Here is a 16329-nt window from a genome sequence, read left to right as displayed (position 1 = left end):
GCCGTTGCCTTATCCGGCCTACGACGTTCTGTAGGCCGGATAAAACGCGTTGGCGTGGCCATCCGGCGCTAGAGTTTCACTCGCTCAATCCTCGCTGGTAAACCCTGGCGCACCGCTGCACCTGACACCCAGTCAAGCCAGGTATTGGCTACCTGCCGGGTAGGGTCCGCAAAGCCCAAATCGTTGAGATTAATCCCCGACCTTATTTGTGCGTCAAACGCCATCGGCTTGCCGTCGAGCGTATGCTGCGCCGCGCCCATTTCTTTATGCCCATAACCGTGTTCAATGGCGATCACGCCCGGCATCACGCCATTAAGCAGGCTTATCTGCGCCTGCGCCTGACCGCCAGGCGTGGTGATACGCACCATATCGCCGTGCGCTAAACCATACCGTTGACCATCCTGCGGATTAAGCGCCACCAGATTAACCGGCTTCAGATGATGCAGACGTGGGATCACCGCCGTGGCGCTGGACATGGTATTGGATTTAAAAGAAATCAGTTTCAGCGGCCACTCTTGTTCCGGGAACAACTCCTCGACCGCACGCCCATCTGACAGGCGTGAAGGATACCAGGCCGGGCAGCCGCTGTAGCGCTCGCCGGTAATTGCATGGCGGTGCGCGGCGACGTCCGCATTCCAGATTTGTAGCGGTTTTTCCCACGCATTGCCTATCCGATTCTCAACCCGCCCGCTGTTGTCTGGCGCAAAACGCCCACCGCGGGAGTAGATAAACGCCACCCGGCTGATTTCATCGGCTTTCAGCGTTTGGGTCATCACCGGCACGATCCGCTGTACCCCAGTCAGCGCTAGGTCTTCCGGTTGCGCTTCAGCGACCGGCGCTTTGCCCATAAACGCAATATTGGCGGCGAGTCGCAGGTAGTAATCTTCCGCACGATTCAACGGATAGTGATTGCCCTGCGGATCGGTAATCGCATTGTCACCAAATCCGGGGAGCCCGATGCGTTTTGCCACTGCGATACAGAAAGATTCCATCGAGGCGGGTTGACCATCAGCGGTACTGCTGGTTGCCGCTGTCACTACCGGCCAACGCGCGGTGGTGGCTTTACTGGCAACGCCGGCCCACGGGGCGCTGAATCCCCAGCTTTCAAAGTTGTGGGTATCCGGCACGATGTAATCGGCCAGCGCCGTGGTTTCGTTCATAAAGGCGTCAATAGCGATAAACAGCGGCAGACGCGCAGGATCCTTGAGCTTTTCTTCCGCCACGCCGCGCAACCCTGCGATGCCGTAGAACGGGTTGGTCATGTTGGAGATCCAGGCTTTCAGCGGATAAGGGTAGCCTTCCAGCGCCGAGACGAGGAGTTCAGTAAGCTGGCCTGCGACAAACGGATACCACGGGGCTTTGGCCGGGAAGGGCGATTGTCCGGCGGCCACCTTATTGCGATACTCTTCGGAAGACTCATAAGCAGTTTTACTGCGCGCGATGCTTAATCCTTTTGGTTTTACCTTCCCGGCGAAGCTGTCCATGTTGTAGCGCGGACCGTCGGTGGCGCCATTGAACTTGCCGCCGCCGACAAACACGCCGCCTTCAAGACTGAGATTGCCAATCAGCGCATTGAGCATCATCACCGACCAGGCGTTATAAAATCCATTGCCTGCCATCATTCCACCGTGCGTAATCACCGCTGCCTGGCGGCCATGGCGGGTAAACGCGTCGGCCAGGGCGCCAATGTCAGCTTCAGACACGCCGCATTGCTGGCTGTACTGCGTCAGCGTTAGTTTCCCGGCGGACTCTTTCAGACACTGGAAGCTGCTTTTTACCGTCACCGTCTGACCGTCTGCCAGCGTGACCTGGCGGGTGACGAACAGCTGCGCGCGTGGGCAACTGCTGGCGGCGACAATTTCGCCGGCTTCGTTAATGACCACCGGCTCCTGGGCGGCATTTGCACTCAGGTGCGCGAGGGTTAAATGCTGTCCGGCAAGGGTTGGAAGCTCATCGGTAATCACCAGATGCGTGGCGTTAGTCCAGCTTTTTTCCCCGGCCTGCTGCATGGCCTGTACGCCGGGAATGGTGAGATAATCGGCGTTATAACGCTGTTTTTCGATAATCCAACGGATCATCCCCATCGCCAGCGCGGAGTCACTTCCCGGACGTACAGGCTGCCAGTGGCCGCGATTGTCAGCCTGCACCGTGGTCAATGGCAGGGCCGGTGCCACCACCACATAACGGAAGTCATCGCGTAAACGGGCGCTGGCCAGTTGGCGAGCCTGGCGCTTAAACGGGTTACCGGATTGCGCCGGAGACGTTCCCATAAATAGCGCGAATTTGACATTGTCCCAGTCGGGCTTCACGTGGGTGTTTTTATCCAGATCGCCCATTAACGCACCGGAACCGGCCCGGTATGCCAGACCACAGTAAGCGCCATGAGCGCCGAAGTTTTTACTGCCAAAACTATTTAATGCAAAGCGGCGCAAAAATGAATCACGTCCTTCATCGCTGGTATTGGTGACCAGCAGTTGATTGGATTTAGGGCCAAAGCCGGGATGCCCGGCATCAAGTGGCGTGTTGGTGTCATGGATTGCCCGCAAGCCGTCAACGTGGCCTTCACCAAACAAGTCGCCGCCTTCCACCACCTCTTTGATCAGCTGTTCGAAGCTGATGCTCTGCCATTTTCCCTCACCGCGTTTGCCGACACGTTTCATGGGCTGGAGAATGCGTAACGGGCTGTATAAACCTTCAAGTAAGGTTGCGCCACGGGCGCAGGCCGTGGAACGCGCGTCAAGACCCGTTTCGCCCGCCAGTTGTTCCATTGCGGTGGCAAAGGGGACGGAGGCGTCAATATGGTGCTCGTGAGACAATGGGTGATAGGGGTTGCCCGCAATGCGCAACACCTTGCCTTGTTCGCTGTCAACGCGCACCCGCACGCCACACTGCGTCCAGCAGCCGAAGCACTGCGTCATGGAGATAACTTGCTGCGGGTTCTGCTGCCAGCGCGGCTGGGCATTGGCTTCGGGGATGAGGGCGTTTCCAAAGATGCGGTCTCGGGTAATTTTGCCCGAGGAGCCGTCCAGCAAACCGTCTATCGCGCGCTTTGCCACATCCCGATAACTCAGGCCAAAAGTCACCATACCACCTACGGCAAGGCCTACTTTAAGCCACTGACGACGGGTTAAATTAGCCATGTTGCATTCTCCTTGCGATCGCGTTCAGGGCTTCACGAACAATAATGATCAGTGCTATCCACAGGCCGAAGGTGCCCACAATGGCCAGCCAGCCATCGGTACCACCGGGCAGGGTATAAGGATTAAACAGCGCGTTAAATTTCGGTACGGTCTGCACCTGGATAAGTAACGTCCAGCGCATCAGCCAGCACAGCGCCATCGCGCTAAATGCAAGTAATATGCGCAGCGGCAGCGATAAGGGGTTACGGAGCACCAGCCCGCACAGGACAAGCGAAACAAGCCATAGCGCAACCCAACCGATAGCGTAGTGTCGTGCTAACGGGGCAACGTTCAGCCATTGGCGAATAGCCGAACCGGAAAGCGTATTGCCGCTCACCCATATCACTACGACTAAAGCCAGTACCATCAGGGTGACTGTCTGCCCCCACGCCAGTTTGCGGGTCAATGTTCCCTCGCGTTTTGTCGCGGCGATGAGCAGGGCGAGAAACGTTTGCAGCGCGCTGAGGAACATCGCAACCGGAAAGGCGTAGCTGAACCAGACGGGACGCGCCTGCACTACCGACACTTCGCGGCCGGTGTATACCAGCAACCCGATGGCTGACAAGGCGCTACCTATCGCCAGCCACTTAGTGACGCTGTAACTTTTAAGCGTTAACCGTTTAACATGCTGCGCCAGAAACCACAGACCTAAGAAGCCGGTAAATAGCGGTAAAAACAGCGCGCCCCAGGGCATCCAGGACCACGGCGTCGGCCAGGCGTAGAAATGCCAGACGCGGGCGGTTTGGTGTAAGTCAGCGGTAAGCGCCAGCGGCGCGGTAATCGCGCAGGTCAGGGCGATTAACAGCGTCAGGTTTTCCAGTTCCGGCATCTCTTGTTTACGCCAGTGAAGCACGCAGGCGAACAGCGCGGCGCAGGCGGCAATGCCGATGAAAAAGAAATATTGTACGGCCCAGGGTAACCAACTTACGTCCTGGGGATGGGCCAGAACCTCTTCAATAACCAGTGAATGGTTCATTTAAACCTCCTGCCAGAGAGCGGGTTGAGCACGTCCCATCAACGGGGTTACAAACGCTTCGTCCAGACCCAGATAGAACACGTGCGGTGATGTCCCGTTTTCCGGTTTCAGGACTTTGATGGCGTCATGGTGTTCACGCAGCATTTGAGAAATCCGGCTGTGCGGATCTTTGATATCGCCTATGATGCGCGCGCCGCCGACGCAGGATTCCACGCAGGCCGGGAGCAGGCCAGCTTCGAGGCGGTGAACGCAAAAGGTACATTTATCGGCGGTTTGTGTTTCATGGTTGATGAACCGCGCATCATAAGGGCAGGCCTGCACGCAGTAGGCGCAGCCCACGCAGCGCGTGTTGTCGACCACCACAATGCCGTCTTCGCGTTGGAAGGTAGCCTGTACCGGGCAAACGGGCACGCAGGGAGGATTATCACAATGGTTGCACAGCCGCGGCAGCAGGACGTTGGTGACGCTCTGCTGACCTTCAATCTGCACCTGGTACTGGTTAACGAGGGTGCGAAATTCACCCTGCGGCGTCTGGTTTTCAATGGCGCAACTGACAGTACAGGCTTGGCAGCCGATACAGCGTCGCAGGTCAACCAGCATGGCGTAGCGATGCTGAAGTGAGCCTTCATGGCGTTCAGGCGAGAAGGGAAATTGCGCCTGAGCCAAGGGTACCAGTGATGCGCCAGCGGTCAGGACGCCCAGTTGCTGGAGAAACTGCCGTTTACTGCTGTCCATATTTTCTCCCGTCACGATGCAACAACGAAACATTGGTCACGCCGTTGGTTTGCGTGTGATGAATAAAAAATCTTGATGATTTACAGTGTAAAAATCGTGACGGGGGGGACTCTATTGTGGTTAACCACATACCCGGCTTGTTGTTGATCTAAAACAACATAATTGACAGGGATAATTGAGTGGGACGCAACGTAGCAAAATGTCTGACGGTGCTGGTGTCGCTATGGATGCTAAGCGGTGTGGTCAGGGCCCAGACGTGGAACATTGGCGTTTTGGCGATGCGTGGGGAGGTCTCCACGCGTAATCACTGGCAGCCGCTGGAAACCCTGTTGAATCAACAAATTCCCGGCGAACAGTTTCATATTCAACCGCTGGACCTGCGGCAGATGCAGGAGGCGGTGAATCGTGGAACGGTACAATTTGTGGTCACTAATCCGGCGCAATTTGTTCAACTAAACAGCCGCGCTGCGCTACGCTGGCTGGCGTCACTCCGTTCTACTCGCGGGGGGAAAGCCACCAGTAATGTGATTGGCAGCGCGATCCTCGTCAGGCGCGATAGCGGGATAACCTCCGCACACGATCTGATCGGCAAAACGGTGGGTGCCATTGACGCTCAGGCATTTGGCGGCTATTTGCTGGGATATAAAGCGCTCAGCGATGCCGGCCTGCGCCCGGAGCGCGATTTGCGCCTGACGTTTACCGGATTTCCCGCCGATGCCTTACTCTATTTATTACGCGAAAAAGCCGTGCAGGCAGTGATTGTGCCGGTGTGCCTGTTGGAAAAAATGGACGAAGAAGGGCTTATTCGTAAAACAGATTTTACGGCCGTGCTTAACCATCCAACGTCGATTCCCTGTTTAACCAGTACGCCGCTCTATCCTGACTGGTCATTTGCGGCACTGCCTGCGGTAAGCGACGAGCTGGCCGATCGCGTCACGCGGGCCCTGTTCAATGCGCCGCAGAACGCGACGTTTCGCTGGGGGGCGCCCGCCTCGACCCGCGAGGTGGAAGCGTTGCTGCGCGATGTCCGCCAGCATCCGCAGCAGCGCCAGCTGTGGCTGGATGTCAAAAGCTGGTTTATTCAACATCGGCTGGCGATGGGGGCCGCGGCTCTTGTCTTGTTGTTGTTGACGCTCAATTACATCTGGGTGATGTTGCTGGTCCGCCGACGCGGCAGGCAGTTGGAGCAAAACAACGTATTGTTGCGTAAACAGGAACAGGAGCTGGAAACCGCTCGCCAAATGAGCGTGCTTGGCGAGATGACGTCGGGTTTTGCCCACGAGCTCAATCAGCCGCTATCGGCTATCCGTCATTATGCGCAGGGCTGTCTGATCCGCCTGCGTAATCAGGATCAACAGCATCCACTGCTGCCCGCGCTGGAACACATTGATACCCAGGCGCAGCGGGGGGCTGATACGCTGCACAATCTTCGCCAGTGGGTCAGCCAGGCACAGGGCAATCCGGTGATGACCGATGACTGGCAAGTTGTTAACGTTCACGATGCTATCCATCACGTCTGGCAATTATTACGCATGCCCCAGCAATTTCCGGCGGTAGCGCTGCAAACGCAGATCGGTAAGGCGTTAACATTAACGTTGCCGTGTGTTCTCCTCGAACAGGTACTGGCCAATGTGGTTCTCAACGCCGCCCAGGCGGGGGCAACCACCGTGTGGTTTAGCGCTCAGCGTGAGGATGGTGATGTGAGTATTCAGGTGCAGGATAACGCCGGAGGTATTGATGAGATGCAGCTGTACCAGGCTTTTCAGCCGTTTATGACCACCCGTAAAGAGGGCATGGGGCTGGGGCTAGCCATTTGTCAGCGGCTGGTGCGCTACGCAAACGGAGACATTGAGATCAAAAATCATCAGGCTCCAGATGAAAAAGCGGGCGTGGTGGTGACATTACATTTTAAGCAAAACCCGGAGGGAGGCCGTCGTGGCAATCATTCATCTGCTGGATGACGATATTGCCGTCACCCAGGCTTGCGCGTTTTTACTGGAAAGTCTGGGATATGAGGTGTGTTGCTGGGAGCAAGGCGAAACATTCCTCACCGAGGCAAATCTGCACCAGGTGGGCGTACTTTTGCTGGATATGCGTATGCCTGTAATGGATGGGCATGCTGTGCATGAAGCCATGCGCCAGCGTGAGAGTACGCTGGCGGTGGTATTTCTCACCGGGCATGGCGATGTGCCGATGGCGGTTGAACAAATGAAACGCGGTGCGGTCGATTTTTTGCAAAAGCCGGTTTCCGCCGCGCCTCTGCAAGCGGCGTTAGAGCATGCAGTGCAGATTTCTCACGCCGCCTTTTCGCGACAAGAGATCGTGGTTTGCTATCAGCAGCTTACGCCAAAGGAGCGAGAACTGGCGCAACTGGTAGCAAAAGGGTTAATGAATCGGGAAATTGCTGATGCTATGAATATTGCCGTGCGCACGGTTGAGGTTCATCGGGCGCGGGTGATGGAAAAAATGCAGTCGGGGAGTCTTGCTGAACTGGTTAATCGACTGCAGAGGATTCAGTAAATTTATGACATTTATTTGATTTTCATTGAATTTTGTCTAATCCGTCAGACTGATATATGCTGTTGGTTTGAGTTAATGACGAGCGGGAAAAAATGGGAAATCAGACCAAAGACGATGAGTTGTACCGTGAAATGTGCAGAGTTGTCGGTAAAGTAGTGCTGGAAATGCGCGATCTGGGACAAGAGCCTAAGCATATCGTCATTGCGGGAGTACTGAGAACCACCCTCGCCAACCAGCGTGTGAAGCGCAGCGAGTTAGAAAAACAGGCTATTGAGACCGTCATTAAAGCATTAGCCGGTTAATCCACAAAAAGAGGATGGTGGTCTCGTTCGCCGTCCTTTTATTCTCGTCACGTTAATTTATCAATATATATAATTTAGTGCTGCAATTAGAAGAGTAACCTTCGCTGTATATTGAGTTATATTCCGAATGATATATTAAAATATATATGCGAGTAGAGTCACAAATATTTGCAAAGCATGTGAAATATTATTTCAACTTATCTTAATGATAATAAATCTCACTCCGCATTTATTATTTCCCTTCCGTTTTTTAATTGATGACGATCAAAACTATGAGCGCTGAATAACCACATTATCTTTACGCCTAACCCTAAAGGATTGGATTCATTCAGTTTAACCACCGTCATTTTACGCGATCAGGTTAGGGCAAAAATTTACGTGTTGTTGGCAACATTAACCGCCCGAAATGGCTTGAGTTGCACGGGTTTAATTTAGCCTGGAGGTGTTGCTAACACAGCGTTTGCGAAGAGGATGCGAAATAAATGAATCAGGTTGATCGTCCATTTTTAGATTGTGGTTTAACGCGGCTTGAATTTCTGCGGATATCAGGAAAAGGTTTGGCGGGATTAACCATCGCCCCTGCACTGTTATCACTTTTTGGCTGTAAGCAGGAAGATATCGACAGCGGTACCGTGGGGCTTATCAATACGCCGAAAGGGGTGCTGGTGACCCAGCGAGCGCGCTGTACTGGCTGCCACCGCTGTGAAATTTCCTGTACCAATTATAACGATGGTGCCGTGGGGACTTTCTTTTCTCGTATAAAAATCCATCGCAACTTCTTCTTTGGCGATGATGGCGTCGGGTCCGGTGGCGGACTTTATGGCGATTTAAACTATACCGCTGATACCTGCCGTCAGTGCAAAGATCCGCAATGCATGAAGGTCTGCCCCATTGGCGCTATTACCTGGAAACAGGAAGACGGCTGTATTGCGGTGGATCATAAACGTTGTATTGGCTGCAGCGCTTGTACCACCGCCTGCCCGTGGATGATGGCGACCGTGAATACCGAAACAAAAAAATCCTCAAAATGTGTGTTATGTGGGGAGTGCGCCAATGCTTGTCCGACTGGGGCATTAAAAATTATCGAGTGGAAAGATATTACTGTTTGATAGATAGCAGGTATGCCTGATACGCGTCATTAATTGCCAAAAATATCGCAGTTTTGCAAAAAAACTGCCTGAAGGATGGCGGGTATATCTATTAAACCTTCTTGCAAAGGAAAACATGATGGCTAATGGTTGGACAGGTAATATTTTACGGGTCAATCTCACCACGGGGAATATCACCCTTGAAGATTCCAGTAAATTTAAAAAATTTGTCGGCGGGATGGGCTTTGGTTATAAAATTATGTACGACGAAGTCCCGCCAGGCACCATGCCTTTCGATGAAGGGAATAAACTGGTTTTCGCCACCGGGCCATTAACGGGCTCTGGTGCCCCTTGTAGCTCCCGCGTCAATATCACCTCCTTATCGACTTTTACCAAAGGCAATTTAGTGGTGGATGCTCATATGGGCGGCTTCTTTGCTGCGCAAATGAAATTCGCCGGTTACGACGCCATTATTATCGAAGGCAAGTCCGCGACGCCTGTCTGGATCAACATTAAAGACGAAAAGGTCAGCATCGAAAAAGCCGATTTCCTGTGGGGTAAGGGAACGCGCGCCACAACCGAAGAGATTTGCCGCATTACCAGCCCGGAAACCTGCGTCGCCGCTATTGGTCAGGCGGGTGAAAATCTGGTGCCGCTCTCCTGCATGATCAACAGTCGCAACCACAGCGGAGGCGCCGGTACTGGCGCGGTAATGGGGTCGAAAAACCTGAAGGCTATTGCGGTAGAAGGGACCAAAGGGGTCAATATTGCCGATCGTAAAGAGATGAAGCGGCTCAATGATTACATGATGACCGAGCTCATCGGTGCCAACAACAACCACGTTGTGCCAAGCACCCCGCAGGCCTGGGCAGAATACTCTTCGCCAAACTCGCGCTGGACGGCCCGTAAGGGACTGTTCTGGGGCGCGGCAGAAGGGGGACCAATCGAAACCGGGGAAATCCCGCCGGGTAACCAGAATACCGTGGGTTTCCGTACCTATAAATCCGTGTTCGATTTGGGGCCAGCCGCTGAGAAATACACGGTCAAAATGAGCGGCTGCCATTCATGCCCCATTCGCTGTATGTCGCAGCTCAATGTCCCGCGGGTGAAAGATTTTGGCGTGCCAAGTACCGGCGGTAACACCTGCGTGGCGAACTTTGTCCACACCACCATTTTCCCCAATGGCCCGAAAGATTTCGACGATAAAGACGATGGGCGCGTGGTGGGAAATCTGATTGGCCTGAACCTGTTTGACGATTATGGCATCTGGTGTAACTACGGGCAGTTGCATCGTGATTTTACTTACTGCTATTCGAAAGGCGTCTTTAAGCGCGTACTGCCAGCTGAAGAGTATGCGGAGATCCGCTGGGATCAGCTGGAAGCGGGCGATCCTCATTTTATTAAGGATTTTTACTACCGGTTGGCGCATCGCGTGGGGGAACTCAGCCATCTTGCGGACGGATCGTATGCCATTGCGGAACGCTGGAATTTGGGCGAAGAGTACTGGGGTTATGCCAAAAATAAACTGTGGTCGCCGTTTGGTTTTCCTGTCCACCATGCAAACGAGGCCTCTGCACAGGTTGGGGCTATCACCAACTGTATGTTTAACCGTGACTGTATGGCGCACACCCATATCAACTTCATCGGTTCCGGTTTACCGCTGAAATTACAGCGCGAAGTGGCGGGCGAGCTATTTGGTTCGGAGGATGCATACGACGAAACCAAAAACTACACCCCGATCAATGCCGCCAAGATCAAATACGCCAAATGGACGCTGCTGAAAGTCTGCCTGCATAACGCGGTTACGCTGTGCAACTGGGTGTGGCCGATGACGGTTTCACCACTCAAGAGCCGTAACTATCGCGGCGATTTGGATCTGGAAGCAAAATTCTTCCAGGCGGTCACCGGCGATGAAACCACGCAGGAGAGTCTGGACCTGGCCGCTGAACGCATCTTTACTCTGCACCGTGCCTATACGGTCAAATTGATGCAAACCAAAGATATGCGCAATGAGCACGATCTCATCTGCTCCTGGGTGTTTGATAAAGATCCGAAGATCCCGGTCTTCACTGAAGGGACCGACAAGATGGACCGGGAGGATATGCGTCAGTCGCTGACGATGTTCTATCAGGAAATGGGCTGGGATCCAGAGCTGGGTTGCCCAACGCGTGAAACCCTGAACCGACTCGGACTTGAAGATGTAGCCGCTGATTTGGCTGCACAAGATCTGTTGCCGGCGTAAGGAATGCGAGATGACTAACGTGAGCGACGTGCTGACCCCCGTTGAGGCGTTTCCTGACGAAGTGGATAGCCGAAAGAGACAGTGGCTGCAGGCGTTTCACCCGCCTGTAGAACAGATGAATGCGCCCCAGGTTCAGGAACCAGCCAGCCCGGAGTTGATTGTGGCAGATTTTATCCGCCAGCATTCAGCATCGGGGCAACTGGTGGCGCGCAGTGTCTTTTTGCTGCCGCCTTATTCGGTTCCTGAAACCGATCTTTCCGCGCTGCTGGATGTGCTGGGCCAGGACGCGAATGGTGCGGATATCACCTGTGTGCAGGGTGCGGAAGAAGCATATTTCTATTCGACGCAAACCATGACGGCAAATTACGCCGACATGTGTGTGCAGGTGGTGGAAAACGACATCTGCCGTGCGATTGCCGAGGCGGTACGCTTCGATTGTCGAACGTATCCTCGCCCTTATAAGGTCGCCATGTTGACGCAACCGCCGTATCGCTTTGAGTCTCAACAGATTGCCGCTGCGCTCACGGCTATGGAAACGCATCCTGATTATGCAGATATACGGACTGTGGAATCGTCAAATGCGGAGCCTTATTTGTTCAGCGAACGTTTTATGAGTTATGGCAAAGCGTACGGCCTGTGCGAATGGCTTGAGGTTGAGCAGTATCAGAACCCCTGAATTATTCAGGTTGATGTCATGGAACGTGTGGACGACCACTGTCACAGTATTAGAGGATAACCCGATGTCCTTCACCCGACGAAAATTTGTCATTGGCATGGGGACGGTGATTTTTTTCACTGGCCCAGGTCAAAATCTGTTAGCGAGTACCAGGAGTTCTAAAGACGTACATTACGTCATGATTCACGACGAATCACTGTGTAACGGATGTAATATCTGCGCCCGCGCATGCAGGAAAACCAACCATGTTCCTGCGCAGGGTAGCCGTTTGTCGATAGCTCATATTCCGGTTTCGGACAACGACAACGAAACGCTGTATCACTACTTCCGTCAGTCCTGCCAGCACTGTGATGATGCCCCCTGTATTGAGGTGTGTCCGACTGGCGCCTCATGGCGAGATGACAACGGCATTGTGCGGGTAGACACGTCTTCCTGTATCGGCTGCAGTTACTGTATTGGCGCGTGTCCTTATCAGGTGCGCTATCTCAACCCGCAGACCAAAGTGGCGGATAAATGCGACTTCTGCGCTGAATCTCGTCTGGCGAAAGGTTTCCCGCCGATCTGTGTTAACGCCTGCCCGGAACATGCGCTGATTTTTGGTCGCGAAGATAGCCCGGAAATTCAGACTTGGTTGAGAGAAAATAAGTATTACGAGCATCAACTTGCAGGCGCCGGGAAACCCCATCTGTATCGTCGGTTCGGTCAACATTTGATTAAAAAGGAAAATGTATGAACGCGTCGCAGAATGCCGAACAGTTTCACGCCCAGCTTGCGCAGTATGTTCCCCTGTTTTCACCGGACTACTGGCCTGTGTGGTTGGTCATCGCCGGATTAATGCTGGTGGGGATGTGGCTGGTGCTGGCGCTACACGCCATGCTGCGCTTTCGGGCCGCACATAAAGCGTCGGCAGGGCACGGTGAGAAAGTCTATTTATACTCGAAGGCCGTTCGTTTGTGGCACTGGTCGAATGCGCTGCTATTTCTGCTACTTCTGGTCAGTGGCCTGGTCAATCACTTCTCCGCTGTCAGTGCGTCGGTGATGAAAAGCCTGCTTACCGTGCATGAGGTCTGCGGCTTTTTGCTGCTTGCCTGCTGGATTGGCTTTGTCCTGATCAATCTGATTGGCGGCAACGGGCATCACTATATTATTCAACGTCAGGGCTGGATCGGACGAGCGCAAAGACAAACGCGTTTTTACCTGTTTGGCATTATGCAGGGCGAGTCACACCCATTCCCGGCATCAAAGCGTTGTAAATTCAACCCGCTACAGCAGGCGGCCTATGTTGGCGTGATGTACGGCTTACTGCCACTGCTGCTGATCTCAGGGTTGTTATCGCTCTATCCGACGGTTGTCGGTGACCTGTTCCCCGGCGTGCGTTACTGGTTGCTCCAGGCGCACTTCGCGCTGGCAATAATCAGTCTGTTTTTCATTTTTGGGCATCTTTATCTCTGCACGACAGGTCGTACGCCGGGCGAAACCTTCAAGTGTATGGTGGATGGCTATCACCGGCATTAAGCGATGATGATTACGCGAAGTGACTTACGGGCCTGGCGCGTTGGGCCCGTAATGTATCGCTGGTTTCTACGCGCGTTTCCAACTGGCGGAAGCTATGCTGATGTCCATCGTGCGCTCCAGCGGGATGGGTATACAGACTGGGCAAATAGCCTGGTGGAATACGGTTGGTCAAAATGGCGGGAAGAGGCGAGTTTTGCCCAGCAGGATATTCGCGCGATGGGGAATATTTCCCGTGTGCAAACGGCGGGGGAAATCAGCCCTCCGCTGGCGAGTGCGGAAGATAATGCCCGATTCAGTTGTGCAGGCGATAACGTTAAAATCACCAGCGCCGGGTATGCCGCACAGATCGCCAGCGCAGGTTACAGCGCACGTATTGGTAGCGTAGGCTATAACGCGCATATCGGCAGTTCAGGCGATCGCGGGCGAATTGCGGTTGTGGGAAATTCGGCACGTATCAGTAGCGTGGGTGACGGGACGCGTATCGCCAGTACCGGCATGCGCGTACGCATCAGTTCGCTCGGCGACAGAAACCGGATTGCTTGCGGTGGTGATTTAACTCAGTTGGCCTGTTTTGGCGCAGAGTCTAAAATCGCCAACTGCGCCGACAACGTCCACATTATTGCCAGCGGAGAGAACGCCGTTGTTGCCAGTACCGGTGTTGTCGATTCGATAATACTCGGTCCCGGCGGCTGCGCGGCGCTAGCCTATCACGATGGCGAGAGAATGCGTTTTGCGCTTGCCGTTGAGGGGGAAAATAACATTCGGGCGGGCGTGAAATATCGGCTCAACGAAGACCACCAGTTTGTGGAATGTTGAGCCGTGATCTCATTTTAACGCGAAGCGGCGTTGGGTGATTTTCTCCAGACTCAGGCACAGTAGGTAATAGACCAGTCCCGTAAAAATAAAAATGGCTGCCGGATAGATTTGTACCCGGCTGTTAACCTGACCCGCAACCGTTGTGAGTTCCGGCACGTTAACGATAAACGCCAGCGACGTGTCCTTCAGTAATCCAATAAAAATCCCCGTCAGCGATGGCAGTACGTTACGCAGCACCTGCGGCAATAAGATAAGCCACAGGGCCTGATACGGGCGAAAACCCTGAACCACGGCAGCATCATATTGCCCGCCAGGCAGCGCGCTAATTCCTGCATACACTGAGTGCATGACCGAGGCAGCGGTGAACCATGCCAGCGCCAGCGTCACGGTAACGGCTCCGGGGAGATCGCTTCCGGTCAGCATGGGTAGCAAATACCACATCCAGAAAATCACAAAGATTAGCGGAATGCCGCGAATAAACTCCGCCCAGATAAACAACCCGTTGCGAACCGTGCCCGGAAAACGCCAGGCGCAGCAGGCAAGAACTATCCCACCAGGCAAGGCCAGCAGCGCTGCGCCGAGAGCCATCAACAACGTGAGCAGAACGCCGCCGGGTTGTCCCTCCGCCGCCCGTCCCCACAGGAGATAATCAAGATTGTCGGTAATGACCGAAATGTTAGCGATCATGCAGTATGCTCCTGACGCTGAAGATACGCGTTTTAACCTTGGACGATTTACCCGATGCAGGTCGTGGGCCAAGACGCGTAAGCAGCATACCCAGAACGATGCCGGTGAACAGATAGAGCGCAGTGCCAACAGCAAAGGCTTCCAGCGCGTGCGCGTTGTAGCTCTCAATTTGCCGCACCTGGTAGGTGAGCTCAGCAAATCCAATACCGCTGGCAAGCGAGGAAAGTTTCATCAGGTTAAGGTATTGCCCAACAATGGGTTGCCAGGCGTTCGTCAGTCCCTGAGGAAGCAGAATGTGACGAAACGTTGCCCAGGATGAAAAACCCTGCGCCGCGGCAGCCTCACGTTGTCCGGCAGAAACCGCCTGTAAACCAGAGGCGATCTCCTCGACCAAAAATGCCGAGGTAAATACGCCCAGCCCCCATGCTGAACAGATAAACTCTGGTGTTAACCACCAGACATCGCCTGGCAGAATAGACCAGGGATGCTCTGCATTGATGAAAGTAATAACGTTGCGGGGCAGCCAGTTCCATGCGGCAAAATACCAGAACATCAGTTGCACCAGTAAAGGCGTGTTGCGAAACACCGAAACCCATACACTGACCACCGCTTTGTTGAAGCGATGGCCCGTCAGACGCAGCCCGAGTAGGAAGATGGCAATGAGCGTGGCGAGTACGACACCTGCCAGTGTCACCCAGAGCGTGGTGAAAAAACCGGAAATTATCCATTGCAGAGGTTGCCCGCTCAGCACTCCCTGCCAGTCCATTGCAAGCATTATAGCGATGACTCCTGGTGTAACGGGTCGAGCACTTTTTTCAGGAAACGCTGGGTTCTCGGGTGCTGTGGCCGGGTGAAAAAATCCTCCGGCGCGGCCACTTCAAGAATTTCTCCGCCATCGATGAATACCACGCGATCGGCAATCTCACGGGCAAAATGCATTTCATGGGTCACGACGATCATGGTGATACCGCTGTGGGCCAGGTTTTTCATCACCTGTAATACTTCGCCGATCATTTCCGGATCCAGCGCGGAGGTGGGTTCATCAAACAGAAGGATTTGTGGCGATGAGGCCAGCGCGCGGGCGATGGCCACGCGCTGTTGCTGCCCACCGGACAACTGTGCGGCATAAGCGCTCGCTTTTTCTGCCAGTCCCACCTGATCCAGCAATTCGAGTGCCCGACGCGCGGCTGCCGCCTTGTTCCAGCCGTGAACATATTCCAGTGCCAGCGAGATGTTCTGATGCGCTGTCAGATGCGAATAGAGATTGAATTGCTGAAAAACGAAACCGATACGGCTGCGTAACTGGCGTAATGCTGCCCCGCGCAACTGACTAATTGGTTTGTCATCAATGAAAATCTCGCCACCGCTGAGCGACTCAAGCTGATTGATAAGGCGTATAAGCGTGGATTTTCCCGAGCCAGAAGGGCCCAGAATAGTCACCACTTCACCGGGTTCAACTGACAGGCTGACGCCGTTAAGTACGGTGTGAGTGTCAAACTGTTTGATGACATTGCGCAGTTCGACGCTTGCCTGGCGCAAATGGTTAAAATCCGCCGCGGAAACTGCACAACGATGAAACAGGGCTGAGAGCAT

At 54.0% G+C, this 16329-nt stretch carries 15 protein-coding genes; 9 read left to right on the top strand and 6 right to left on the bottom strand.

The genetic code is table 11. The features are described 5' to 3' along the window. Positions 1-68 precede the first annotated feature (68 nt). The 3 genes from ttrA to ttrB are packed head-to-tail and all read right to left on the bottom strand — an operon-like array spanning position 69 to position 4890. On the bottom strand, positions 69-3140 hold the full coding sequence (ttrA, locus tag HV352_RS12510) for a tetrathionate reductase subunit TtrA (protein WP_181634786.1): 3072 nt from the start codon (positions 3138-3140) through the stop codon (positions 69-71). Then, positions 3133-4155 (bottom strand): tetrathionate reductase subunit TtrC, encoded by a 1023-nt coding sequence (gene ttrC / locus HV352_RS12505; RefSeq protein ID WP_047417786.1) that lies wholly within the window; start codon positions 4153-4155, stop codon positions 3133-3135. The genes ttrA and ttrC overlap by 8 nt, the downstream gene beginning before the upstream one ends. Next, positions 4156-4890, bottom strand: coding sequence for a tetrathionate reductase subunit TtrB (gene ttrB / locus HV352_RS12500; protein ID WP_019076686.1), 735 nt, complete (start codon positions 4888-4890; stop codon positions 4156-4158). It lies immediately after the preceding gene. Positions 4891-5117: 227 nt separating this feature from the next. Here ttrB and ttrS point away from each other — a divergent pair, with 227 nt between their 5' ends. The 9 genes from ttrS (at position 5118) to ydhT (ending at position 14049) form a co-directional block, all read left to right on the top strand. Next, positions 5118-6851, top strand: coding sequence for a tetrathionate respiration histidine kinase TtrS (gene ttrS, locus HV352_RS12495; RefSeq protein WP_087121883.1), 1734 nt, complete (start codon positions 5118-5120; stop codon positions 6849-6851). After that, the gene (gene ttrR / locus HV352_RS12490) at positions 6826-7410 is read left to right on the top strand and encodes a tetrathionate respiration response regulator TtrR (RefSeq protein ID WP_181634785.1); all 585 of its coding nucleotides are present in this window, start codon (positions 6826-6828) and stop codon (positions 7408-7410) included. The genes ttrS and ttrR overlap by 26 nt, the downstream gene beginning before the upstream one ends. A gap of 92 nt (positions 7411-7502) precedes the next feature. Further along, positions 7503-7712 carry a fumarate hydratase FumD gene (gene fumD / locus HV352_RS12485; RefSeq protein WP_003029345.1) on the top strand — a complete coding sequence of 70 codons (210 nt, stop codon included), beginning with the start codon at positions 7503-7505 and terminating at the stop codon, positions 7710-7712. 482 nt (positions 7713-8194) lie between these two features. Next, on the top strand, positions 8195-8821 hold the full coding sequence (locus HV352_RS12480; RefSeq protein ID WP_016152920.1) for a ferredoxin-like protein: 627 nt from the start codon (positions 8195-8197) through the stop codon (positions 8819-8821). A 118-nt stretch (positions 8822-8939) separates the two neighbouring features. Further along, the gene (locus tag HV352_RS12475; RefSeq protein WP_047417780.1) at positions 8940-11042 is read left to right on the top strand and encodes an aldehyde ferredoxin oxidoreductase; all 2103 of its coding nucleotides are present in this window, start codon (positions 8940-8942) and stop codon (positions 11040-11042) included. Between the two features lie 10 nt (positions 11043-11052). After that, positions 11053-11718, top strand: coding sequence for a YdhW family putative oxidoreductase system protein (locus HV352_RS12470; RefSeq protein WP_016156378.1), 666 nt, complete (start codon positions 11053-11055; stop codon positions 11716-11718). 64 nt (positions 11719-11782) lie between these two features. Next, entirely contained in the window at positions 11783-12451 is a 669-nt protein-coding gene (locus HV352_RS12465) for a 4Fe-4S dicluster domain-containing protein (RefSeq protein WP_016152923.1), read from the top strand. Then, on the top strand, positions 12448-13233 hold the full coding sequence (gene phsC / locus HV352_RS12460) for a thiosulfate reductase cytochrome B subunit (protein ID WP_181634784.1): 786 nt from the start codon (positions 12448-12450) through the stop codon (positions 13231-13233). The genes HV352_RS12465 and phsC overlap by 4 nt, the downstream gene beginning before the upstream one ends. A gap of 3 nt (positions 13234-13236) precedes the next feature. Next, positions 13237-14049, top strand: coding sequence for a protein YdhT (gene ydhT, locus HV352_RS12455; RefSeq protein ID WP_181634783.1), 813 nt, complete (start codon positions 13237-13239; stop codon positions 14047-14049). A 9-nt stretch (positions 14050-14058) separates the two neighbouring features. Here the strand turns inward: ydhT and HV352_RS12450 are convergent, their stop codons facing one another. Genes HV352_RS12450 through HV352_RS12440 form a run of 3 tightly spaced genes read right to left on the bottom strand, consistent with a single transcriptional unit; the run spans position 14059 to position 16329 of the window. Continuing rightward, positions 14059-14736 (bottom strand): ABC transporter permease subunit, encoded by a 678-nt coding sequence (locus tag HV352_RS12450; protein ID WP_181634782.1) that lies wholly within the window; start codon positions 14734-14736, stop codon positions 14059-14061. Beyond that, positions 14726-15511 (bottom strand): amino acid ABC transporter permease, encoded by a 786-nt coding sequence (locus HV352_RS12445; protein WP_181634781.1) that lies wholly within the window; start codon positions 15509-15511, stop codon positions 14726-14728. The genes HV352_RS12450 and HV352_RS12445 overlap by 11 nt, the downstream gene beginning before the upstream one ends. Next, positions 15511-16329, bottom strand: a complete 819-nt coding sequence (locus HV352_RS12440) for an amino acid ABC transporter ATP-binding protein (protein ID WP_016156382.1) — start codon at positions 16327-16329, stop codon at positions 15511-15513. Before HV352_RS12440 ends, HV352_RS12445 begins: the two co-directional genes overlap by 1 nt.

Source organism: Citrobacter sp. RHBSTW-01044 (genome assembly GCF_013781945.1).
Lineage (GTDB): Bacteria > Pseudomonadota > Gammaproteobacteria > Enterobacterales > Enterobacteriaceae > Citrobacter > Citrobacter braakii.
The sequence above is the reverse complement of the archived record's forward strand: the minus strand, read 5'-3'. Positions and strand labels throughout refer to the sequence as shown.

What these genes read in the sequence shown, in the direction of transcription:
- HV352_RS12480 (WP_016152920.1), top strand. Translation starts at nt 8,195, where the DNA reads ATGAATCAGGTTGATCGTCCATTTTTAGATTGTGGTTTAACGCGGCTT.
- HV352_RS12450 (WP_181634782.1), bottom strand. Translation starts at nt 14,736, where the DNA reads ATGATCGCTAACATTTCGGTCATTACCGACAATCTTGATTATCTCCTG.
- HV352_RS12445 (WP_181634781.1), bottom strand. Translation starts at nt 15,511, where the DNA reads ATGCTTGCAATGGACTGGCAGGGAGTGCTGAGCGGGCAACCTCTGCAA.
- fumD (WP_003029345.1), top strand. Translation starts at nt 7,503, where the DNA reads ATGGGAAATCAGACCAAAGACGATGAGTTGTACCGTGAAATGTGCAGA.
- ttrS (WP_087121883.1), top strand. Translation starts at nt 5,118, where the DNA reads ATGCTAAGCGGTGTGGTCAGGGCCCAGACGTGGAACATTGGCGTTTTG.
- phsC (WP_181634784.1), top strand. Translation starts at nt 12,448, where the DNA reads ATGAACGCGTCGCAGAATGCCGAACAGTTTCACGCCCAGCTTGCGCAG.
- HV352_RS12475 (WP_047417780.1), top strand. Translation starts at nt 8,940, where the DNA reads ATGGCTAATGGTTGGACAGGTAATATTTTACGGGTCAATCTCACCACG.
- HV352_RS12470 (WP_016156378.1), top strand. Translation starts at nt 11,053, where the DNA reads ATGACTAACGTGAGCGACGTGCTGACCCCCGTTGAGGCGTTTCCTGAC.
- ttrB (WP_019076686.1), bottom strand. Translation starts at nt 4,890, where the DNA reads ATGGACAGCAGTAAACGGCAGTTTCTCCAGCAACTGGGCGTCCTGACC.
- ttrA (WP_181634786.1), bottom strand. Translation starts at nt 3,140, where the DNA reads ATGGCTAATTTAACCCGTCGTCAGTGGCTTAAAGTAGGCCTTGCCGTA.
- HV352_RS12440 (WP_016156382.1), bottom strand. Translation starts at nt 16,329, where the DNA reads ATGCTCTCAGCCCTGTTTCATCGTTGTGCAGTTTCCGCGGCGGATTTT.
- HV352_RS12465 (WP_016152923.1), top strand. Translation starts at nt 11,783, where the DNA reads ATGTCCTTCACCCGACGAAAATTTGTCATTGGCATGGGGACGGTGATT.
- ttrC (WP_047417786.1), bottom strand. Translation starts at nt 4,155, where the DNA reads ATGAACCATTCACTGGTTATTGAAGAGGTTCTGGCCCATCCCCAGGAC.
- ydhT (WP_181634783.1), top strand. Translation starts at nt 13,237, where the DNA reads ATGATGATTACGCGAAGTGACTTACGGGCCTGGCGCGTTGGGCCCGTA.